This window comes from Oceanibaculum indicum P24 (assembly GCF_000299935.1).
Classification (GTDB): Bacteria; Pseudomonadota; Alphaproteobacteria; order Oceanibaculales; family Oceanibaculaceae; genus Oceanibaculum; species Oceanibaculum indicum.
Genome location: NZ_AMRL01000017.1, coordinates 1 through 17881 on the forward strand (window position 1 = coordinate 1; position 17881 = coordinate 17881).

At 64.1% G+C, this 17881-nt stretch carries 30 protein-coding genes; 28 read left to right on the forward strand and 2 right to left on the reverse strand.

The genetic code is table 11. The features are described 5' to 3' along the window. Positions 1-91: 91 nt before the first annotated feature. From rpsJ to htpG, 28 genes are all read left to right on the forward strand, one after another. A complete protein-coding gene (gene rpsJ / locus P24_RS12820) occupies positions 92-400 on the forward strand; it encodes a 30S ribosomal protein S10 (protein WP_008945158.1) in 309 nt (102 codons plus the stop codon). Positions 401-418: 18 nt separating this feature from the next. Next, on the forward strand, positions 419-1189 hold the full coding sequence (gene rplC / locus P24_RS12825) for a 50S ribosomal protein L3 (protein ID WP_040707687.1): 771 nt from the start codon (positions 419-421) through the stop codon (positions 1187-1189). A 4-nt stretch (positions 1190-1193) separates the two neighbouring features. Beyond that, complete coding sequence (rplD, locus tag P24_RS12830; RefSeq protein WP_008945160.1) at positions 1194-1811, forward strand: 50S ribosomal protein L4; 618 nt, start codon at positions 1194-1196, stop codon at positions 1809-1811. Next, complete coding sequence (locus tag P24_RS12835; protein WP_008945161.1) at positions 1808-2140, forward strand: 50S ribosomal protein L23; 333 nt, start codon at positions 1808-1810, stop codon at positions 2138-2140. Before rplD ends, P24_RS12835 begins: the two co-directional genes overlap by 4 nt. 4 nt (positions 2141-2144) lie before the next feature. Then, a complete protein-coding gene (rplB, locus tag P24_RS12840; RefSeq protein ID WP_008945162.1) occupies positions 2145-2972 on the forward strand; it encodes a 50S ribosomal protein L2 in 828 nt (275 codons plus the stop codon). Between the two features lie 12 nt (positions 2973-2984). After that, positions 2985-3263, forward strand: coding sequence for a 30S ribosomal protein S19 (gene rpsS, locus P24_RS12845; RefSeq protein ID WP_008945163.1), 279 nt, complete (start codon positions 2985-2987; stop codon positions 3261-3263). A 2-nt stretch (positions 3264-3265) separates the two neighbouring features. After that, the gene (gene rplV, locus P24_RS12850) at positions 3266-3646 is read left to right on the forward strand and encodes a 50S ribosomal protein L22 (protein WP_008945164.1); all 381 of its coding nucleotides are present in this window, start codon (positions 3266-3268) and stop codon (positions 3644-3646) included. Continuing rightward, the gene (gene rpsC, locus P24_RS12855; RefSeq protein WP_008945165.1) at positions 3646-4326 is read left to right on the forward strand and encodes a 30S ribosomal protein S3; all 681 of its coding nucleotides are present in this window, start codon (positions 3646-3648) and stop codon (positions 4324-4326) included. Before rplV ends, rpsC begins: the two co-directional genes overlap by 1 nt. A gap of 37 nt (positions 4327-4363) precedes the next feature. Then, positions 4364-4783: a 50S ribosomal protein L16 gene (rplP, locus tag P24_RS12860; RefSeq protein WP_008945166.1), complete on the forward strand. Its 420-nt coding sequence runs from the start codon at positions 4364-4366 to the stop codon at positions 4781-4783. Positions 4784-4786: 3 nt separating this feature from the next. Then, positions 4787-4990 carry a 50S ribosomal protein L29 gene (rpmC, locus tag P24_RS12865; protein WP_008945167.1) on the forward strand — a complete coding sequence of 68 codons (204 nt, stop codon included), beginning with the start codon at positions 4787-4789 and terminating at the stop codon, positions 4988-4990. A 26-nt stretch (positions 4991-5016) separates the two neighbouring features. Continuing rightward, positions 5017-5265 (forward strand): 30S ribosomal protein S17, encoded by a 249-nt coding sequence (gene rpsQ / locus P24_RS12870; RefSeq protein WP_008945168.1) that lies wholly within the window; start codon positions 5017-5019, stop codon positions 5263-5265. A gap of 18 nt (positions 5266-5283) precedes the next feature. Beyond that, positions 5284-5652 (forward strand): 50S ribosomal protein L14, encoded by a 369-nt coding sequence (gene rplN, locus P24_RS12875; RefSeq protein WP_008945169.1) that lies wholly within the window; start codon positions 5284-5286, stop codon positions 5650-5652. Further along, on the forward strand, positions 5652-5975 hold the full coding sequence (rplX, locus tag P24_RS12880) for a 50S ribosomal protein L24 (protein WP_008945170.1): 324 nt from the start codon (positions 5652-5654) through the stop codon (positions 5973-5975). Before rplN ends, rplX begins: the two co-directional genes overlap by 1 nt. Before the next feature lie 11 nt (positions 5976-5986). After that, positions 5987-6529: a 50S ribosomal protein L5 gene (gene rplE, locus P24_RS12885; RefSeq protein ID WP_008945171.1), complete on the forward strand. Its 543-nt coding sequence runs from the start codon at positions 5987-5989 to the stop codon at positions 6527-6529. A 19-nt stretch (positions 6530-6548) separates the two neighbouring features. Beyond that, positions 6549-6854 (forward strand): 30S ribosomal protein S14, encoded by a 306-nt coding sequence (rpsN, locus tag P24_RS12890; RefSeq protein WP_008945172.1) that lies wholly within the window; start codon positions 6549-6551, stop codon positions 6852-6854. A gap of 15 nt (positions 6855-6869) precedes the next feature. Beyond that, positions 6870-7268, forward strand: coding sequence for a 30S ribosomal protein S8 (gene rpsH / locus P24_RS12895; RefSeq protein ID WP_008945173.1), 399 nt, complete (start codon positions 6870-6872; stop codon positions 7266-7268). Between the two features lie 15 nt (positions 7269-7283). Then, positions 7284-7820 carry a 50S ribosomal protein L6 gene (rplF, locus tag P24_RS12900; protein WP_008945174.1) on the forward strand — a complete coding sequence of 179 codons (537 nt, stop codon included), beginning with the start codon at positions 7284-7286 and terminating at the stop codon, positions 7818-7820. A gap of 29 nt (positions 7821-7849) precedes the next feature. After that, positions 7850-8212 carry a 50S ribosomal protein L18 gene (gene rplR / locus P24_RS12905; protein ID WP_008945175.1) on the forward strand — a complete coding sequence of 121 codons (363 nt, stop codon included), beginning with the start codon at positions 7850-7852 and terminating at the stop codon, positions 8210-8212. A gap of 31 nt (positions 8213-8243) precedes the next feature. After that, the gene (rpsE, locus tag P24_RS12910) at positions 8244-8828 is read left to right on the forward strand and encodes a 30S ribosomal protein S5 (RefSeq protein WP_008945176.1); all 585 of its coding nucleotides are present in this window, start codon (positions 8244-8246) and stop codon (positions 8826-8828) included. 5 nt (positions 8829-8833) lie between these two features. Next, a complete protein-coding gene (gene rpmD / locus P24_RS12915; protein ID WP_008945177.1) occupies positions 8834-9040 on the forward strand; it encodes a 50S ribosomal protein L30 in 207 nt (68 codons plus the stop codon). 124 nt (positions 9041-9164) lie between these two features. Then, the gene (gene rplO / locus P24_RS12920) at positions 9165-9647 is read left to right on the forward strand and encodes a 50S ribosomal protein L15 (RefSeq protein WP_008945178.1); all 483 of its coding nucleotides are present in this window, start codon (positions 9165-9167) and stop codon (positions 9645-9647) included. A gap of 6 nt (positions 9648-9653) precedes the next feature. Beyond that, complete coding sequence (gene secY, locus P24_RS12925; RefSeq protein ID WP_008945179.1) at positions 9654-10997, forward strand: preprotein translocase subunit SecY; 1344 nt, start codon at positions 9654-9656, stop codon at positions 10995-10997. After that, positions 10994-11638: an adenylate kinase gene (locus tag P24_RS12930; protein ID WP_008945180.1), complete on the forward strand. Its 645-nt coding sequence runs from the start codon at positions 10994-10996 to the stop codon at positions 11636-11638. Before secY ends, P24_RS12930 begins: the two co-directional genes overlap by 4 nt. Positions 11639-11769: 131 nt before the next feature. Further along, positions 11770-12138 carry a 30S ribosomal protein S13 gene (gene rpsM / locus P24_RS12935; protein WP_008945181.1) on the forward strand — a complete coding sequence of 123 codons (369 nt, stop codon included), beginning with the start codon at positions 11770-11772 and terminating at the stop codon, positions 12136-12138. 21 nt (positions 12139-12159) lie between these two features. Beyond that, positions 12160-12549, forward strand: a complete 390-nt coding sequence (gene rpsK, locus P24_RS12940) for a 30S ribosomal protein S11 (RefSeq protein ID WP_008945182.1) — start codon at positions 12160-12162, stop codon at positions 12547-12549. Between the two features lie 112 nt (positions 12550-12661). Then, positions 12662-13678, forward strand: coding sequence for a DNA-directed RNA polymerase subunit alpha (locus P24_RS12945; RefSeq protein WP_008945183.1), 1017 nt, complete (start codon positions 12662-12664; stop codon positions 13676-13678). 96 nt (positions 13679-13774) lie between these two features. Continuing rightward, the gene (rplQ, locus tag P24_RS12950; protein WP_008945184.1) at positions 13775-14200 is read left to right on the forward strand and encodes a 50S ribosomal protein L17; all 426 of its coding nucleotides are present in this window, start codon (positions 13775-13777) and stop codon (positions 14198-14200) included. A gap of 172 nt (positions 14201-14372) precedes the next feature. Then, positions 14373-16244: a molecular chaperone HtpG gene (gene htpG, locus P24_RS12955; RefSeq protein WP_008945185.1), complete on the forward strand. Its 1872-nt coding sequence runs from the start codon at positions 14373-14375 to the stop codon at positions 16242-16244. Between the two features lie 158 nt (positions 16245-16402). Here htpG and P24_RS12960 read toward each other — a convergent pair whose 3' ends face one another. Both P24_RS12960 and P24_RS12965 read right to left on the reverse strand, forming a co-directional pair. Beyond that, on the reverse strand, positions 16403-17554 hold the full coding sequence (locus P24_RS12960; protein WP_008945186.1) for a trans-sulfuration enzyme family protein: 1152 nt from the start codon (positions 17552-17554) through the stop codon (positions 16403-16405). 99 nt (positions 17555-17653) lie between these two features. After that, the gene (locus P24_RS12965; protein WP_008945187.1) at positions 17654-17869 is read right to left on the reverse strand and encodes an RSP_7527 family protein; all 216 of its coding nucleotides are present in this window, start codon (positions 17867-17869) and stop codon (positions 17654-17656) included. Positions 17870-17881: the final 12 nt, after the last annotated feature.

Here is a 17881-nt window from a genome sequence, read left to right on the forward strand (position 1 = left end):
CGGCGCCGGCGTCGTCGCCAAGGTCGTCGAGTAATATTCGGGCGCAACGGCGTCTTGCTGTGAACGGGCCCGAGCGCCCAAGGGTGAAATGATGGATACGCAGAATATTCGCATTCGGCTGAAGGCGTTTGACCATCGACTTCTGGACCAGTCCACGAAGGAGATTGTCAACACGGCGAAGCGTACGGGTGCTCGCGTTCGCGGCCCGGTGCCTCTGCCGACGCGAATCGAGAAGTTTACGGTGCTGCGGGGCCCGCACATCGACAAGAAGTCGCGTGAACAGTTCGAGATGCGGACGCACAAGCGCCTTCTGGACATCGTCGATCCGACTCCGCAGACCGTGGACGCGCTGATGAAGCTCGACCTGGCCGCCGGCGTCGACGTCGAGATCAAGCTGTAAGGCCGGGAGTAGCGGAAGATGCGTACCGGATTGATCGCCCAGAAGCTGGGCATGACGCGGGTCTTCAACGAGGAGGGGAGCCATATCCCCTGCACCGTTCTGAAGATCGATGGCTGCCAGGTGGTTGCCGTCCGCACCGAGGAGAAGGACGGCTACAACGCCGTGCAGCTCGGTGTCGGGAAGGCCAAGGTGAAGAACGTCTCGAAGGCCAATCGCGGCCATTTCGCGAAGGCCAATGTGGAGCCGCGCAAGAAGCTGGCCGAGTTCCGCGTCAGCGCCGACGCGCTGCTGGAGCCGGGCCAGGAGATCTCTGCCGCGCATTTCGTCGCCGGCCAGAAGGTCGATGTGACGGGCACCAGCATCGGCAAGGGCTTCGCTGGCGTCATGAAGCGGCACAATTTCGGCGGTCTGCGGGCAACGCACGGCGTGTCGATCTCGCACCGCTCGCATGGTTCGACCGGTCAGCGCCAGGATCCGGGCCGCGTCTTCAAGGGTAAGAAGATGGCCGGTCACATGGGCGATGTCCGGGTGACCACTCAGAGCCTGGAAGTGGTTGCCAGCGACGAGGATCGCGGTCTGATCCTGGTCAAGGGTGCCATCCCCGGTTCCAAGGGCGGCTGGGTGCTGGTCCGCGACGCGGTGAAGGCGAAGCTGCCGGAGGGCCTGCCCTTCCCGGCGAAGCTGATCGAGGCCGCTACTGCGGAAGCGCCTGCGGAGACGCCGGCTGAAACCCCGGCCGTCACTGAGGCCGAGAATGATGGCGCCGAAGCGCCCGAGAACAAGGACTGAGACGATGAAGGTCACGGTCAAGAACCTTGAAGCCGCCGACGTCGGCGCGATCGAACTGGACGAGGCCGTCTTCGGCGTCGATGTCCGGGCCGACCTGCTGTCGCGCGTGGTGCACTGGCAGCTTGCCAAGCGCCGTTCCGGCAACCACAAGACCAAGGGTATCAGCGAGATCGCCGGTACCACGAAGAAGCCCTACAAGCAGAAGGGCACCGGTCGCGCCCGCCAGGGCAGCACCCGTTCGCCGCAGTTCCGCGGCGGTGCGACGATCTTCGGTCCGGTGGTCCGCGATCACGGCTACGATCTGCCGAAGAAGGTCCGCAAGCTGGGCCTGAAGACGGCGCTGGCCGCGAAGCTGAAGGACGAGAAGCTGATCGTCCTCGACGACGCCAAGCTGTCCGAGCCGAAGACGAAGGAGCTGAAGGCGCAGCTGGAGAAGCTGGGCATCACCTCGGCCCTGATCGTCGATGGCGCGGTGGACGAGAATCTGAAGAAGGCCGCCTCGAACCTGATCGGGATCGATGTGCTGCCGCAGATCGGCGCCAATGTTTACGACATTCTGCGGCGCGACACGCTTGTGCTGACGAAGAACGCCATCGAAGCGCTGGAGGCGCGTCTGAAATGAGCAGCCTGAAGCCGCGCAACACCAAAGAGGTGAAGCTGAGCAAGGAGCAGATGTACGAGATCATCCGCTCCCCGATCATCACCGAGAAGGCAACCCGGGTGTCCGAGCACAACCAGGTTGCGTTCCGGGTGCCGCTGACCGCCACCAAGCCGGAGATCAAGGTCGCAGTCGAGACCCTGTTCGAGGTGAAGGTGGATGCCGTGAACACGCTGCGCCAGAAGGGCAAGGTGAAGCGTTTCCGTGGCATCGTCGGCCAGCGCAGCGACACCAAGAAGGCGATCGTGACCCTGGTCGAGGGTCATTCCATCGACGTGACCACCGGGGTCTGAGACCATGGCACTGAAATCCTTTAAGCCGACTACGCCCTCGCAGCGCCAGCTGGTCGTTGTTGACCGCAGCGATCTGTGGAAGGGCAAGCCGGTCAAGCAGCTGACCGAAGGTCTGACCAAGACCGGCGGGCGCAACAATTACGGCCGCATCACCGCTTTCCAGCGGGGCGGCGGTCACAAGCGCCGCTATCGTCTGGTCGACTTCAAGCGGCGCAAGTTCGACATGCCGGCCACTGTTGAGCGGCTGGAATATGACCCGAACCGCACCGCCTTCATCGCGCTGATCAAGTACGAGGATGGCGAGCTCGCCTACATCCTGGCGCCGCAGCGCGTGAAGGCCGGCGACGTGGTTGTCTCGGGCCTGCGCACGGACATCAAGCCGGGCAATGCGGCGCAGCTGCGCTACATTCCGGTCGGCACCGTGGTGCACAATGTCGAGCTGAAGCCGGGCCGTGGCGGCCAGATCGCCCGTTCCGCCGGCAGCTACTGCCAGATCGTCGGCCGCGACGGCGCCAATGTGGTGCTGCGCATGGCTTCCGGCGAACTGCGCCAGGTGCGCGGCGAGTGCATGGCGACGATGGGTGCCGTGTCCAACCCGGACCAGCAGAACATCAACAAGGGCAAGGCTGGCCGTAACCGCTGGCTGGGCCGTCGCCCGTCGGTGCGTGGCGTTGCCATGAACCCGATCGATCATCCGCATGGCGGTGGTGAAGGCCGTACCTCGGGCGGTCGTCATCCGGTCACTCCGTGGGGCAAGCCGACCAAGGGCCGGCGGACTCGAAACAACAAGAAGACCGACGGCATGATCGTTCGCCGCCGGTATCAGAAGTAAAGGAGAGCAGACGTGGCTCGCTCTGTTTGGAAGGGTCCGTTCATCGACGGCTACCTTCTCAAGAAGGCGGATAAGGCGCGCGCGTCGGGCCGGAACGAGGTCATTAAGATCTGGACCCGGCGCAGCACGATCCTGCCGCAGTTCGTCGGCCTGACCTTTGGCGTGTACAACGGCCAGAAATTCGTGCCCGTGCTCGTGACCGAGAACATGGTCGGTCACAAGTTCGGCGAGTTCTCGCCGACCCGTACCTTCTACGGTCACGCTGCCGACAAGAAGGCGAAGAGGGGTTAACGATGGGCAAGCAGGCACGGGAACGCGTTCTGGCCGACAATGAGGCGAAGGCGGTGCTGCGCAATCTGCGCGTCAGCCCGCAGAAGCTGAACATCGTCGCCCAGATGATCCGCGGCATGGATGCGGCGAAGGCGCTGAACGCTCTGACCTTCTCGAACCGCCGGATTTCCGGCGATGTGAAGAAGGTTCTGCAGTCGGCCATCGCCAATGCTGAGAACAACCATCAGCTCGATGTGGACCGGCTCTACGTTAAGGAAGCGACCGTTGGTCGCGGCCTGGTGATGAAGCGGTTCCATGCCCGTGCGCGCGGTCGCGCCGGGCGCGTCGAGAAGCCCTTCAGCCACGTGACGATCGTGGTCAGCGAACGCGAGGAGTTGGCGTAATGGGCCATAAAGTCAATCCGATCGGGCTGCGGCTCGGCATCAACCGGACGTGGGATTCGCGCTGGTTCGCGGATCGCGGTTACGCCGACCTGCTGCACCAGGACCTGCGCCTGCGCACCTACCTGCATGACCGCCTGGCCCAGGCCGGCGTCAGCAAGGTGATCATCGAGCGTGCGGCCAAGAAGGCCCGTATCACCATCCACAGCGCCCGTCCGGGCGTGGTGATCGGCAAGAAGGGCTCGGACATCGACAAGCTGCGTGCTGACCTGCAGGGCCAGACCGGTAACGAGGTGAACCTGAACATCGTCGAAATCCGCAAGCCGGAGATCGATGCCCGCCTGATCGCGGAGAGCATTGCGCAGCAGCTGGAACGCCGCGTCGCCTTCCGCCGTGCCATGAAGCGCGCGGTGCAGTCGGCCATGCGTCTGGGCGCGCTGGGAATCCGGATCAACTGTGGCGGCCGCCTCGGCGGCGCCGAGATCGCCCGGACCGAATGGTACCGCGAAGGGCGGGTTCCGCTGCACACGCTGCGCGCGGAAGTTGACTATGGCACGGCCACGGCGAAGACGACCTATGGCACCTGCGGCGTGAAGGTCTGGGTGTTCAAGGGCGAAATCCTTGGGCATGACCCCTACGCCCAGGACAAGCGCCAGGCTGATGCGCAGCCGGCGTCGCGCTAAGGCGGAACGGAACGCGAGAAGAAACGGGTAACGTATCATGTTGCAACCGAAGCGGACCAAGTATCGCAAGGCCTTCAAGGGCCGTATCCATGGCGCGGCCAAGGGTGGCACGACGCTGAATTTCGGCGCCTTTGGCCTGAAGGCCATGGAGCCGGAGCGCGTGACCGCGCGTCAGATCGAGGCGGCTCGCCGCGCGATCACCCGCCATATCCGCCGTCAGGGCCGGGTGTGGATCCGCATCTTCCCGGACGTCCCGGTCTCCAAGAAGCCGGCCGAGGTTCGTCAGGGTAAGGGTAAGGGTACGCCGGAATACTGGGCGTGCCGTGTGAAGCCGGGCCGGATCATGTTCGAACTGGACGGCGTGCCGCGCGATCTTGCGGAGCGGGCCTTCGAACTGGCGGCCGCGAAGCTGCCGATCCGCACCCGTTTCGTGACTCGCCTGGGCGAGGAGGGCTAAAAAATGAAGGCGTCCGATATTCGCGCCAAGAGCGAGGACGAGCTGAAGCAGCAGCTGGTCGATTTGCGCAAGGAGGCGTTCAACCTGCGCTTCCAGAAGGCAAGCGGCCAGCTTGAGAACACCGCGCGCGTCCGTCAGGTGCGTCGCACCATCGCGCAGATCAAGACCATTCTGCACCAGCGCCAGGCCGGCGCTGGCGCGGCGTGAGCCCGGAAAAGGGCGGGAGTTAGAAGATGCCGAGGCGTCAATTGCAGGGCACCGTGGTCAGTGACGCGAACGACAAGACCGTCGTCGTACAGGTCGATCGTCGCGTTATGCACCCGGTCTATAAGAAATTCATCACGCGCTCCAAGAAGTACCATGCGCATGACGAGGAGAATCGGTTGAAGGTCGGCGATCTGGTGAAGATCGAGGAGTGCCGGCCGATCTCCAAGAACAAGCGCTGGCGCGTCGTATCCGACGAGCTGGGCGCGGGCGCCTAAGGGATCGAGGACGAAGAAATGATCCAGGTTCAGACCAACCTAGAAGTGGCCGACAATTCCGGCGCGCGCCGTGTGCAGTGCATCAAGGTGCTGGGCGGTTCGAAGCGTCGGTTTGCGTCGGTCGGGGATATCATCGTCGTCTCGGTCAAGGAGGCGATCCCGCGCGGCCGTGTGAAGAAGGGCGACGTGCATCGCGCCGTCATCGTGCGTACCGCCAAGGACGTGCGCCGTGTCGATGGCACGGTGATCCGCTTCGACCGTAACGCCGCCGTGCTGATCAACAAGCAGGGCGAGCCGATCGGCACCCGTATCTTCGGTCCGGTGGTGCGAGAGCTGCGGGCCAAGAAGTTCATGAAGATCGTCTCGCTGGCGCCAGAGGTGCTGTGATGGCCGAAAAGTTCAAGATCAAGAAGGGCGACCAGGTCGTCATCCTGACCGGCAAGGACAAGGGCAAGCGCGGCGAAGTGCTGCGCGTGCTGCGCACGGAGAATCGTGTGCTGGTCCAGGGCGTCAACATGGTGAAGCGCCATCAGCGCGCCACCCAGACGAGCCAGGGCGGGATTGTCGAGAAGGAAGCGGCGTTGCACATCTCCAACGTCGCCCATATCGACCCGAAGGAAGACAAGCCGACCCGCGTCGGTTTCAAGATTCTCGATGATGGCCGCAAGGTGCGCTTCGCCAGGCGCTCCGGCGAAGTCATCGACGCGTGAGGACCAAGGCCATGACCCGGTTGCGAGAGCAGTACGAGAGCACGATCCGAAAGAGCCTGCAGGAGAAGTTCGGGTACGATAACCCGTTCTCCGTGCCGCGCCTGGACAAGATCGTGATCAATATGGGTGTCGGCGAGGCGGTGCAGGACTCCAAGAAGGTCCAGCAGGCGGCTTCGGAGATGGCCCTGATCACCGGCCAGAAGCCGGTCATCACCCGCGCCAAGAAGTCGATTGCCGGCTTCAAGCTGCGTGACGGCATGCCGATCGGCTGCAAGGTCACCCTGCGGCGCGAGCGCATGTATGAATTCCTGGATCGGCTGATTACGATCGCCCTGCCGCGCGTCCGCGACTTCCGCGGCGTGCCGACGAAGAGCTTCGATGGGCGCGGCAATTACGCGCTGGGCCTGAAAGAGCAGATCGTCTTCCCGGAAATCGATTACGACAAGGTCGATGATATCCGCGGCATGGATATCGTGATCTGCACCACCGCGAAGACGGACGAGGAAGCCCGCGAGCTTCTGAACGGCTTCAATATGCCGTTCACCAAGAACTGACGGGCGGAGGCGAAAGACGATGGCTAAGAAGAGTGCAATCGAGAAGAACAAGCGTCGGGCCCAGATGGCCCAGCGCTATGCCGCGAAGCGGACCCGCCTGAAGGCGATTGCCGACGATCAGAGCCTGCCGATGGAGGAGCGGTTCGCCGCCCGCCTGAAGCTGGCTCAGATGCCGCGCAACAGCGCGCCGACGCGCGTGCGCAACCGCTGCGAAGTTACCGGGCGTCCGCGGGCGTTCTATCGCAAACTGAAAATGTCGCGCATTGCGTTGCGCGATCTGGCCTCCACCGGGCAGATCCCCGGTATGGTCAAGTCGAGCTGGTAGAGAGAGGGCGGTCACATGTCGATGAGTGATCCCTTGGGGGATATGCTGACCCGCATTCGGAATGCGCAGCAGGCACGTAAGACGAGCGTCGTGAGCCCGTCCTCGCGTCTCCGGCTGAATGTTCTGAACGTGCTGAAGAGCGAAGGCTATATTCGCGGCTTCGAGGAACTCGATGTGCGCCCCGGCGTGCGCGAGATCCGCATCGAGCTGAAGTATCACGACGGCGCGCCGGTCATTAACGAGATCAGCCGCGTGTCGAAGCCGGGCCGCCGCGTCTATTCGCGGATCAAGGAACTGCCGCAGGTCTATAACGGCCTGGGGATTTCGATCCTGTCGACCCCGCGTGGCGTGATGTCCGATCATGAGGCCCGCGCTGCCAATGTCGGCGGCGAAGTCCTCTGCCGCGTGTTCTAAGGAAGGCGGAGTGTCATGTCTCGCGTAGGGAAAAATCCGGTCTCCGTTCCCAGCGGCGTCGAGGTTAAGGTCGCCGACGGAACGATCACGACCAAGGGCAAGCTGGGCCAGCTCAGCGTGCCGTACGTGACCAACCTGGTCAGCGTCAGCGTCACCGACGGTTCCGTCGATGTGAAGCCGGCGAATGACAGCAAGGAGTCCCGGTCGCTCTGGGGCACCACCCGCAACCTCGTCCGCAACATGGTGGTCGGGGTCAGCGAGGGCTGGACCAAGAAGCTGGAAATTACCGGCGTTGGTTATCGTGCCGCCGTCGAGGGCAAGGACCTGGTGCTGAGCCTCGGCTTCAGCCATCCGGTGCGGCATCCGATCCCCGAGGGGATCAAGATTGTGTGCCCTGCGCCGACCCAGGTTGAGATCAGCGGCGCCGATAAGCAGCTGGTCGGCCAGGTCGCCTCGGAAATTCGCGCCTATCGCGGCCCCGAGCCCTATAAGGGCAAGGGCGTGCGCTACGCCGACGAGGTGATCCTGCGCAAGGAAGGCAAGAAGAAGTAAGGCTTGAAAGAACGGTAAGGATCCTCCCAATGCGGAAGGCGAATGAGCTTTATGAACGGCGCAAGATGCGGGTGCGCTCGCAGCTGCGGAAGAAGTCGAGCGGGCGCCCGCGCCTGTCGGTGTTCCGTTCCAGCAAGCAGATTTATGTGCAGATCATCGACGACTCCCAGGGGGTGACCCTGGCGTCGGCCTCGACGATCGAGAAGGATCTGCGCGAGAAGCTGAAGACCGGTGCGACGATCGATGCGGCCAAGGAAGTTGGCAAGCTGATCGCGGAGCGCGCGCTGAAGGCGGGCGTCACCACCGTGGTGTTCGACCGTGGCGGCTATATCTATCATGGACGTGTGAAGGCCCTGGCCGACGCCGCCCGTGAGGCCGGCTTGTCGTTCTGAGCCGAGACTAGGAATACGGAAGGGCCTGAAGATGGCACGTGGGCAGAGAGAAGAGCGCGGCCGGGACCGGGATCGGGATCGGGAAGAGTCCGATCTGATCGAGAAGCTGGTCGGCATCAATCGCGTCGCGAAGGTGGTGAAGGGCGGCCGTCGTTTCGGCTTCGCTGCCCTGGTCGTCGTCGGCGATGGCCGTGGCCGGGTCGGCTTCGGCACCGGCAAGGCGCGCGAGGTTCCGGAATCCATCCGCAAGGCAACGGAAATGGCGCGCCGCACCATGGTCCGCGTGCCGCTGCGCGAGGGCCGCACCCTGCATCATGACGTGTTCGGCCATTATGGCGCCGGCAATGTCGTGCTGCGCGCGGCGCCGGCCGGTACCGGCATCATCGCCGGCGGTCCGATGCGTGCCATTCTGGAAGCGCTGGGCGTGCAGGACGTGGTGGCCAAGTCGGTCGGCACCTCCAACCCGCACAACATGATCCGGGCGACCTTCGAGGCGCTGAAGCACATCTATTCGCCGCGCCAGGTGGCGGCACGTCGCGGCAAGCGCGTGTCCGACATTCTGGGCCGTGGCGACAAGGCGGACGCCGATTCGGCGGAAGCCGCTCTGCAGGAGTAAGATAGATGGCGACGAAGAAGAAGGCGGCCGCCGCCACCCTCCGCGTGACGCAGATCGGTAGCCCGATCGGCCGCGAGAAGGACCAGCGCGCGACGTTGGTTGGCCTGGGCCTGAACAAGATGAACCGCACCCGCGAGCTGGAGGATACTCCGGCGGTGCGCGGCATGATCGCCAAGGTGCATCATCTCGTGCGGGTCGAACCCACAGCCTGATACCGGTTCCGCCCCGCCGCAAGACCGGCGGGGCCTCCGGTTCTCGGGAAGAATTTTCCCGTGGCCTTCCAGGCCGCGAAAGACCATTTAGGATTGAGCGCCTTCGCTCCAGGGATACGTCATCATGAAGCTGAACGAGATTCGCGACAATGAAGGGGCCCGCAAGGGCCGCAAGCGCCTCGGCCGGGGCATCGGTTCGGGCCTCGGCAAGACGTCGGGCCGTGGCCACAAGGGCCAGGGTGCGCGTACCGGCGTGGCGATCAAGGGCTTCGAAGGCGGTCAGATGCCGCTGGAGCGCCGCATCCCGAAGCGCGGCTTCCGCTCCCGCTCGCAGCTGGAGTACCAGGTCGTAAACCTGGGCCGCCTGCAGGCCGCCATCGACGATGGCAAGCTGGACGCCAAGAAGGACATCGACGCGGCTGCGCTGGCCGGTGCCGGCCTGATCCGCAGCGCTGGCGACAAGGTCAGCCTGCTGGCGAAGGGCGAGCTGAAGGCCAAGGTGAAGCTGGCCGTGGACCGGGCTTCCAAGACGGCGCTGGCCGCCGTTGAGAAGGCCGGCGGCTCCGTCACGCTCCCGGAGGCGTCCGCGCCGGCCGCGAGCGAGTAACGCCTCATGGCCTCTGCCGCCGAACAGCTCGCCTCTCAGATCAATTTCGGCGCCTTCTCCAAGGCGACGGAACTGAAGAAGCGCATCTGGTTCACGCTGGGTGCGCTGATCGTCTACCGTCTCGGCACCTATATCCCGATTCCCGGTATTGACCCGGTGATTCTGGCGGAAATCTTCCGACAGAATTCCGGCGGTATTCTGGGCATGTTCGACATGTTCGCCGGCGGTGCGCTGGGGCGCATGACGATCTTCGCCCTGAACATCATGCCGTACATCTCGGCCTCCATCATTCTGCAGCTGATGACGGCGGTATCGCCGACGCTTGAGGCGCTGAAGAAGGAAGGCGAGTCAGGCCGTAAGAAGATCAACCAGTACACCCGTTATCTGACGGTGGTGCTGGCGACCGCTCAGGCCTTCGGCATCGTGGTTGGGCTTGAGGGGATGAGCGGTTCGGCCGGTTCCGCCGTGGTGGATCCGGGCTGGTTCTTCCGCGTGACCGCGGTCATCACGCTGGTCGGCGGCACCATCTTCCTGATGTGGCTGGGCGAGCAGATCACCGCGCGCGGCATCGGCAATGGCATCTCGCTGATCATCTTCGCGGGCATTGTCGCCAACCTGCCGGCTGCCCTGGTGAACACGCTGGAACTGGGCCGTACCGGTGCGCTGTCGGCCGGCCTGATCATCCTGCTGCTGCTCGGCGCGGTGGCGGTCATCGCCTTCGTCTGCTTCATGGAGCGCGCGCAGCGCCGTCTCCTGGTGCAGTATCCCAAGCGCCAGGTCGGCGCCAAGATGTATGGCGGCGACACCTCGCACCTGCCGCTGAAGCTCAACACTTCGGGCGTCATTCCGCCGATCTTCGCCTCGTCGCTGCTGCTGCTGCCGATCACGCTGGCGAACTTCACGGCGGGCCAGGGCCCGGCCTGGATGAGCACCGTGACCAGCCTGCTGGGCCATGGCCAGCCGCTGTACATGGCGCTGTATATCTTCCTGATCGTGTTCTTCGCCTTCTTCTATACGGCGATCGTCTTCAACCCGGCGGACACGGCGGAGAACCTGCGCAAGCATGGCGGCTTCATCCCCGGCATCCGTCCGGGCAAGAACACGGCCGATTATCTCGACTATGTGCTGACCCGGCTGACCGTCGTTGGCGCTGCCTATCTTGCTATCGTCTGTATCCTGCCGGAGCTGCTGATCAGCCAGTATGCCGTGCCGTTCTATTTCGGCGGCACCAGCCTGCTGATCGTGGTCACGGTGACCATGGATACAGTCGGTCAAATACAGTCCCACCTGCTGGCACACCAGTATGAAGGGCTGATCAAGAAGTCGAAGCTTCGGGGGAGGCGGGGATGAATCTGATACTGCTGGGGGCGCCGGGCGCTGGGAAGGGAACCCAGGCACGGCGTCTGCAGGACAAGCATGGGCTTGTCCAGCTGTCCACCGGTGACATGCTGCGCGCTGCTGTCAGCGCCGGCACCGAGGTGGGCAAGAAGGCCAAGGCGATCATGGATGCCGGCAAGCTGGTGTCCGACGACATCATGATTGCGATGATCGCCGACCGCATCTCCCAGCCGGACTGCAAGAACGGTTTCATCCTGGACGGCTTTCCGCGCACCACGGCCCAGGCCGAGGCGTTGGACGGTATGCTGGCCGAGAAGGGCCTGAAGCTCGACCATGTGATCGAGATGAAGGTCGATGAAGAGGCGCTGGTGGAGCGCGTGACCGGCCGGTACAGCTGCGCCAAGTGCGGTGCCGGCTATCACGACCGGTTCCAGAAGCCGAAGGTCGAGGGCGTGTGCGACAGCTGCGGCAGCACCGAGTTCAAGCGCCGCGCCGACGACAATGAGGAAACGGTGCGCGCGCGCCTCGTTGCCTATCGTGACCAGACCGCGCCGATCTTGCCCTACTATCGGGGCAAGGGCGTGCTGAAGGCGGTCGATGGCATGGCGGAGATCGACGAGGTCACTCGTCAGATCGAGGCGATTATTGGGTGACGGTATTGGTTGACTCCGGATCGAAGGGCCGTATAATCCGCGCCCTCGGTTGCGCAGCTTCCGTACCGTTTGTCGTGTCTGAAATCAGGGCTGATGTTCAGCCCCTGTCTGTTGTTTAAGGAGCAGGTCTCGTGGCTCGTATTGCTGGCGTGAACATTCCGACGCAGAAGCGTGTGGAAATCGCCCTTACCTACATTCACGGCATTGGCCGCACCAAGGCGAAGGAACTGTGCTCCAAGCTCAGCATTCCCTTCGAGCGCCGCGTGAACGAACTGACCGACGACGAGGTTCTGCGCATCCGCGAGACCATCGACGCCGATTTCATTGTCGAAGGCGATCTGCGCCGTGAGACCGCGATGAACATCAAGCGCCTGATGGACCTCGGCTGCTATCGCGGCCTGCGTCATCGCAAGGGGCTGCCGGTGCACGGTCAGCGGACCCACACGAACGCCCGCACCCGCAAGGGCCCGGCGCGTCCGATCGCCGGCAAGAAGAAGTAAGACTGGAAGGACGCAAGAATTATGGCCAAGCAGCCGCAGCAGCGCCGCCGCAAAGAGCGCAAGAATATCTCCTCTGGCGTGGCGCACGTGAACGCCTCCTTCAACAACACGATGATCACGATCAGCGATGCCCAGGGCAACGCGATCTCCTGGTCGTCGGCTGGCATGATGGGCTTCAAGGGTTCCCGTAAGTCCACCCCCTATGCTGCCCAGATGGCGGCTGAGGATGCGGGCCGGAAGGCCCAGGAGCATGGCATGCGGACCCTCGACGTCGAGGTCAAGGGTCCGGGCTCCGGTCGTGAGTCGGCGCTGCGGGCGCTGCAGTCGCTTGGTCTGCAGATCATGTCGATCCGCGACGTGACCCCGATCCCGCATAATGGCTGCCGGCCGCCCAAGCGGCGCCGGGTCTGATCGAGGCCATTTTCTCCGGGTTTCCTGCCGCGGCCGTTGCTTCAAGAAAGACGGCCGCGTCAGTGTTAGCAAGGAAGCCCGCTTTTGACACAGATTGTGTGAGGTTGCTCCAGTGATCCAGAAGAACTGGCAGGCATTGATCAAACCGAACAAGCTCGACGTCCAGCAGGGCGGCGACGCGGACCGGCAGGCAACCATTGTCGCCGAGCCGCTGGAGCGTGGCTTCGGCCTGACGCTCGGCAACGCGTTGCGCCGCGTGCTGCTGTCCTCGCTGCAGGGCGCGGCCGTGACCGCCATCCATGTGGATGGCGTGCTGCACGAGTTCTCCTCGATCCCGGGCGTGCGTGAGGATGTGACGGACATCGTCCTGAACATCAAGGCGCTGGCCCTGCGGATGCATGCGGAAGGCCCGAAGAAGATGCGCCTGCGCGTCGACGGGCCGGCCGAGGTGACTGCCGGCATGATCGAGACCGGTGCCGACATCGAGATCATGAATCCGGACCTGCATATCTGCACGCTGGATGCCGATGCGCATCTGGTGATGGAGCTGACCGTGGAGACCGGCAAGGGCTATGTCCCGTCGTCGGCCAACCGCGCCGAGGATGCACCGATCGGTCTGATCCCGGTCGATGCCATCTTCAGCCCGGTGCGCAAGGTCTCCTACAAGGTGGAGAACACCCGCGTCGGCCAGACCACGGACTATGACAAGCTGTCCATGGTGCTGGAGACGAACGGCGTGGTGACGCCTGAGGACGCGGTGGCCCTGGCTGCCCGCATCCTGCAGGACCAGCTGCAGCTGTTCATCAACTTCGAGGAGCCGCAGGCGCGCGGCTCGGAGGAGGAATCCTCGGAACTGCCGTTCAACAAGAACCTGCTGCGCAAGGTGGACGAGCTGGAACTGTCGGTCCGCTCGGCCAACTGCCTGAAGAACGACAATATCGTCTATATCGGCGATCTGGTTCAGAAGACCGAGGCCGAGATGCTGCGGACCCCGAACTTCGGCCGCAAGTCCTTGAACGAGATCAAGGAAGTGCTGTCGCAGATGGGCCTGCACCTCGGCATGGAAATTCCGAACTGGCCGCCGGAGAACATCGAGGAACTGGCGAAGCGGCTGGAAGAGCCCTACTAAGCCGGTTTCAGTCTTGCGTTAGGTCGCGGTTGGCGGTACATCCCCGGCCGGGTTTCAGAAGCAACGGCGGGAAGCCGTCGCGAGGGAGTTTTAGAAATGCGTCACGGTAAGAGCGGTCGGAAGCTCAATCGCACTTCGTCGCACCGTCAGGCGATGTTCAGCAACATGGCGGCAGCACTGATCAAGCACGAGCAGATCAAGACGACGCTGCCGAAGGCCAAGGAGCTGCGCCCCGTGGTCGAGAAGCTGATCACGCTGGGCAAGCGCGGCGGCATCCATGCCCGCCGTCAGGTCTTCGCCTTCCTGCGCGACGATGCCACCACGGCCAAGCTGTTCGAGACGCTGGGCCAGCGCTATTCGGAGCGTCCGGGTGGCTACACCCGCGTGCTGAAGGCTGGCTTCCGCTATGGCGATGCCGCCCCGATGGCGATCATCGAGCTGGTGGACCGCGATCCGGAGGCCAAGGGCCAGGACAGCGGCCCGGTGATGGGCGCTGACGAGGCTGAGGCGGTCGCCGCCTAAGGCCGGCACACAGGCAATTACGCAAAAAAGGGCGTCCTTCGGGGCGCCCTTTTCGTTTATCCCCCTCATCCCGTGCATATGCCCCCATCATCCGCAGGGGCTTGCAGCCAGCCTTTCAGTTCACATATCTGCCGCATCCTTTTCCACCAACAGCAAGAACAGAAAAACGGTCATGTCGGCAGAAAAGCTCTCCTTCCAGGCGGAAGTCAGCCGCCTCCTCGATATCGTCGTGAACTCGCTCTACAGCGAGAAGGAAATCTTCCTGCGCGAACTGGTCTCCAACGCCTCGGATGCCTGCGACAAGCTGCGCTATCTGGCGCTCACCAAGGGCGAATTGCTGGGCGATGACGCGGCGTTCGCGATCACGCTCACTACTGACGCGAAGGCGCGCACGCTCACCATCTCGGACAATGGCATCGGCATGGACCGGGACGAGCTGATCGCCAATCTGGGCACCATTGCGCGCTCCGGCACGGCGGCTTTCGTTGGCGAGCTTAGCGGCGACGCCAAGAAGGACACCAACCTGATCGGCCAGTTCGGCGTCGGTTTCTATTCCGCCTATATGGTGGCCGAGAAGGTCGAGGTGCTGACCCGCAAGGCGGGGGAGGAGGCCGCCTGGCTATGGACCTCCGACGGGCGCGGCGACTTCACCATCCAGCAGAGCGAGAAGGCCGGGCGCGGCACCCTGATCACGCTGCATCTGCGCGAAGGCAGCGAGGAATATCTGGAGGCCGACCGGCTGCGCCAGATCGTGAAGCGCTACTCCGATCATATCGCCATCCCGATCCGGCTGGTCGAGGGCGACAAGACCGAGACGCTGAATCGCGCCTCCGCGCTGTGGACGCGCTCCAAGAGCGAGATCACGCCGGAGGAATACAAGGAATTCTATCACCACGCCGCCCACGCCTTCGATGAGCCGTGGGAGACGCTGCACTGGCAGGCCGAGGGGCTGATCTCCTACACCGGCCTGCTGTTCGTGCCGGGATCGCGCCCGTTCGACCTGTTCCATCCGGAGCGCAAGAGCCGGGTGAAGCTCTATGTGCGCCGCGTCTTTATCACCGACGATTGCCAGGAACTGGTGCCGGAATATCTGCGCTTCCTGCGCGGCGTGGTGGATTCCGAAGATCTGCCGCTGAACGTCAGCCGCGAGATGCTGCAGGCGAGCCCCGTGGTGCAGAAAATCCGCCAGGGTATCGTAAAGCGCGTGCTGGGCGAGCTGCAGAAGAAGGCCGAGAAGGAGCCGGAGGCTTACTCAGGCTTCTGGGAGAATTTCGGCCCGGTGCTGAAGGAAGGGCTCTACAGCGAGCATGGCAGCGACCGCGAGCAGTTGCTGAAGCTGGCGCGCTTCCGTTCCAGCAATGGTGACGGGCTGGTCAGCCTTGCCGACTATGCCGGCCGCATGAAGGAAGGTCAGGACACCATCTTCTACATCACCGGCGAGGATGCGGCGGCCCTGCTGGAAAGCCCGCAGCTGGAAGGCTTCCGCGCCAAGGGCGTTGAGGTGCTGCTGCTGACCGACCCGATCGACGAGTTCTGGATTCCCTCGGTCGTCGAGTATGAGGGGCACAAGTTCAAGTCGGTCACCCGCGGCGGCACCGACCTGGCCAAGGTGAAGGGTGCCGAGAAGTCGGACGCGGAGAAGAAGGAGGAGGCCGACAGCAAGGACGATGTCGGCAGCCTGGTCGCGCTGATGCAACTGGCGCTGAAGGACGAGGTGAAGGATGTCCGCGCCTCCGAACGGCTGACCGACAGTGCGGTCTGCCTGGTCGCCGACGAGGGCGACATGGACATGCATCTGGAGCGGCTGCTGCGCCAGCACAAGCAGCTCGACAACAGCTTCAAGCGCATCCTGGAGGTGAACCCCGCCCATCCGGTGATCCGCAAGCTGGCGGCCCATGTGGCGGCGAAGGGCGGCGAGGCCAGCATCGACGATGCCGCCCTGCTGCTGCTCGATCAGGCCCGCATCCTGGAAGGCGAGCCGCTGCGCGATGCCAGGGGCTTCGCCACCCGCCTGTCCGCCTTCCTGGAAAAAGGGCTGGGCTGAGCGGTTTGACCAGCACCTAACCTACAGCTCCCATCGTCACCCCCGGGCTTGACCCGGGGGTCCAGGGGCGGTGCTCTGCCTGAAACGTCTCAGGACGTGGCCCCTGGATTGCCGGGTCAAGCCCGGCAATGACAAACAGGGTGTAAGGGGCTTGGGCCTCAGATCGCCGCCAGCGCCTGTTCCAGATCGGCGATCAGGTCCTCGATCTTCTCGATGCCGACGGAGAAGCGCAGCAGGTCGCCGGGCACTGGGCTGGTATCGCCCTCGATGGAGCGGCGATGCTCCACCAGGCTCTCCACGCCGCCCAGCGAGGTGGCGCGCTTGAACAGCTTCAGGTTGGCGGCCAGGGCGATGGCCTTCTGCTCGCCGCCCTTCACCCGCATCGACAGCATGCCGCTGAAGCCGCCGCTCATCTGGCGCGCAGCGATGGCATGGCCGGGGTGCGCGGGCAGTCCCGGATAAAGCATCCGTTCCAGCTTGGGGTGCTTCTCGAAATGCTGGGCGATGGCCATGGCGTTGGCGCTGGCGGCGCGCACGCGGATGTGCAGGGTGCGCATGCCGCGCAGCAGCAGCCAGGCCTCGAACGGGCCGATGATGGTGCCGACATCCTTGCGGATGGCGACGATGCGGCGCCAGAAATCATCCTCCTTGGCGGTGACGATGGCGCCGGCGATCACGTCGCTGTGGCCGTTGATGTATTTCGTGGCCGAATGCATGACGAGATCGGCGCCATGCTCCAGCGGGCGCGACAGCACCGGCGTGGCGACCGTCGAATCGACCGCCAGCTTAGCACCCACGGAATGGGCGATGCGCGCCGCCTCGGCCAGGTCGGTCACCGTCCACATTGGGTTGGAGGGCGTTTCCGCCCAGATCAGCGCCGGGCGGTGCTGTTCGGTCAGCGCCTTCAGCGCGGCCATGTCGTCATTCTGGTAATAGACGATCTTCACGCCCCATTCGGCGCCCCATTCGTTCAGCCATTTGCGCACGCCCCAGTACATCACTTCCGGCACCAGCGCGGTGTCGCCGGGCTTCAGCGCCATGAAGATGCCGGTCGCCGCCGACATGCCGGACGCCACCAGCAGGCTGGCAGTCCCGTTCTCCAGCTTGGTCAGCACGCCCTCGGCCAGGCGGACCGTCTGGTTGTCCGGCCGGCCATAGATATGGCCGCGGGCGTAGGTCAGGTCCGCCTCGCGCTCATAGGTGCTGGCGATATAGACGGGCGGGGTGACGGCGCCGGTCAGGGGCTCGACGAAACCAAGCGCCTGGGCGGCCAGCGTCTCGGGCGACGCATCAGGGAAGTTCTTGCTCATGCCGCTAGCACTAGCGCGGCGCGGCCATCCCCGGCAAGTGCGCTGCGCGCATGGGCCGCACGCTGATATTGGTGCGGCCCACCCGCTTCAGCCCCCGCCTCAGAAAGAAGCGATACGCGGCAGGGACAGCGGCGGCAGCGGGCGCTTCACGGCGATGCGCTGCCGGGGAGAAAACAGCCGCCTGATGTGCTGGCCGATTGAGCGCAGCCATTGCGCGCTGGTCTCGGCACGCAAATGATGGGCATGGCGGATATGGGCTGCCACGATTTCTGGCGTGGGGTACTCGGTAAGGATGATAATGCGGGGTGTGCTCATCTCTTCCTCCTG

What these genes read in the sequence shown, in the direction of transcription:
- rpsJ (WP_008945158.1), top strand. Translation starts at nt 92, where the DNA reads ATGGATACGCAGAATATTCGCATTCGGCTGAAGGCGTTTGACCATCGA.
- rplC (WP_040707687.1), top strand. Translation starts at nt 419, where the DNA reads ATGCGTACCGGATTGATCGCCCAGAAGCTGGGCATGACGCGGGTCTTC.
- rplD (WP_008945160.1), top strand. Translation starts at nt 1,194, where the DNA reads ATGAAGGTCACGGTCAAGAACCTTGAAGCCGCCGACGTCGGCGCGATC.
- P24_RS12835 (WP_008945161.1), top strand. Translation starts at nt 1,808, where the DNA reads ATGAGCAGCCTGAAGCCGCGCAACACCAAAGAGGTGAAGCTGAGCAAG.
- rplB (WP_008945162.1), top strand. Translation starts at nt 2,145, where the DNA reads ATGGCACTGAAATCCTTTAAGCCGACTACGCCCTCGCAGCGCCAGCTG.
- rplV (WP_008945164.1), top strand. Translation starts at nt 3,266, where the DNA reads ATGGGCAAGCAGGCACGGGAACGCGTTCTGGCCGACAATGAGGCGAAG.
- rpsC (WP_008945165.1), top strand. Translation starts at nt 3,646, where the DNA reads ATGGGCCATAAAGTCAATCCGATCGGGCTGCGGCTCGGCATCAACCGG.
- rplP (WP_008945166.1), top strand. Translation starts at nt 4,364, where the DNA reads ATGTTGCAACCGAAGCGGACCAAGTATCGCAAGGCCTTCAAGGGCCGT.
- rpmC (WP_008945167.1), top strand. Translation starts at nt 4,787, where the DNA reads ATGAAGGCGTCCGATATTCGCGCCAAGAGCGAGGACGAGCTGAAGCAG.
- rpsQ (WP_008945168.1), top strand. Translation starts at nt 5,017, where the DNA reads ATGCCGAGGCGTCAATTGCAGGGCACCGTGGTCAGTGACGCGAACGAC.
- rplN (WP_008945169.1), top strand. Translation starts at nt 5,284, where the DNA reads ATGATCCAGGTTCAGACCAACCTAGAAGTGGCCGACAATTCCGGCGCG.
- rplX (WP_008945170.1), top strand. Translation starts at nt 5,652, where the DNA reads ATGGCCGAAAAGTTCAAGATCAAGAAGGGCGACCAGGTCGTCATCCTG.
- rplE (WP_008945171.1), top strand. Translation starts at nt 5,987, where the DNA reads ATGACCCGGTTGCGAGAGCAGTACGAGAGCACGATCCGAAAGAGCCTG.
- rpsN (WP_008945172.1), top strand. Translation starts at nt 6,549, where the DNA reads ATGGCTAAGAAGAGTGCAATCGAGAAGAACAAGCGTCGGGCCCAGATG.
- rpsH (WP_008945173.1), top strand. Translation starts at nt 6,870, where the DNA reads ATGTCGATGAGTGATCCCTTGGGGGATATGCTGACCCGCATTCGGAAT.
- rplF (WP_008945174.1), top strand. Translation starts at nt 7,284, where the DNA reads ATGTCTCGCGTAGGGAAAAATCCGGTCTCCGTTCCCAGCGGCGTCGAG.
- rplR (WP_008945175.1), top strand. Translation starts at nt 7,850, where the DNA reads ATGCGGAAGGCGAATGAGCTTTATGAACGGCGCAAGATGCGGGTGCGC.
- rpsE (WP_008945176.1), top strand. Translation starts at nt 8,244, where the DNA reads ATGGCACGTGGGCAGAGAGAAGAGCGCGGCCGGGACCGGGATCGGGAT.
- rpmD (WP_008945177.1), top strand. Translation starts at nt 8,834, where the DNA reads ATGGCGACGAAGAAGAAGGCGGCCGCCGCCACCCTCCGCGTGACGCAG.
- rplO (WP_008945178.1), top strand. Translation starts at nt 9,165, where the DNA reads ATGAAGCTGAACGAGATTCGCGACAATGAAGGGGCCCGCAAGGGCCGC.
- secY (WP_008945179.1), top strand. Translation starts at nt 9,654, where the DNA reads ATGGCCTCTGCCGCCGAACAGCTCGCCTCTCAGATCAATTTCGGCGCC.
- P24_RS12930 (WP_008945180.1), top strand. Translation starts at nt 10,994, where the DNA reads ATGAATCTGATACTGCTGGGGGCGCCGGGCGCTGGGAAGGGAACCCAG.
- rpsK (WP_008945182.1), top strand. Translation starts at nt 12,160, where the DNA reads ATGGCCAAGCAGCCGCAGCAGCGCCGCCGCAAAGAGCGCAAGAATATC.
- rplQ (WP_008945184.1), top strand. Translation starts at nt 13,775, where the DNA reads ATGCGTCACGGTAAGAGCGGTCGGAAGCTCAATCGCACTTCGTCGCAC.
- htpG (WP_008945185.1), top strand. Translation starts at nt 14,373, where the DNA reads ATGTCGGCAGAAAAGCTCTCCTTCCAGGCGGAAGTCAGCCGCCTCCTC.
- P24_RS12960 (WP_008945186.1), bottom strand. Translation starts at nt 17,554, where the DNA reads ATGAGCAAGAACTTCCCTGATGCGTCGCCCGAGACGCTGGCCGCCCAG.
- P24_RS12965 (WP_008945187.1), bottom strand. Translation starts at nt 17,869, where the DNA reads ATGAGCACACCCCGCATTATCATCCTTACCGAGTACCCCACGCCAGAA.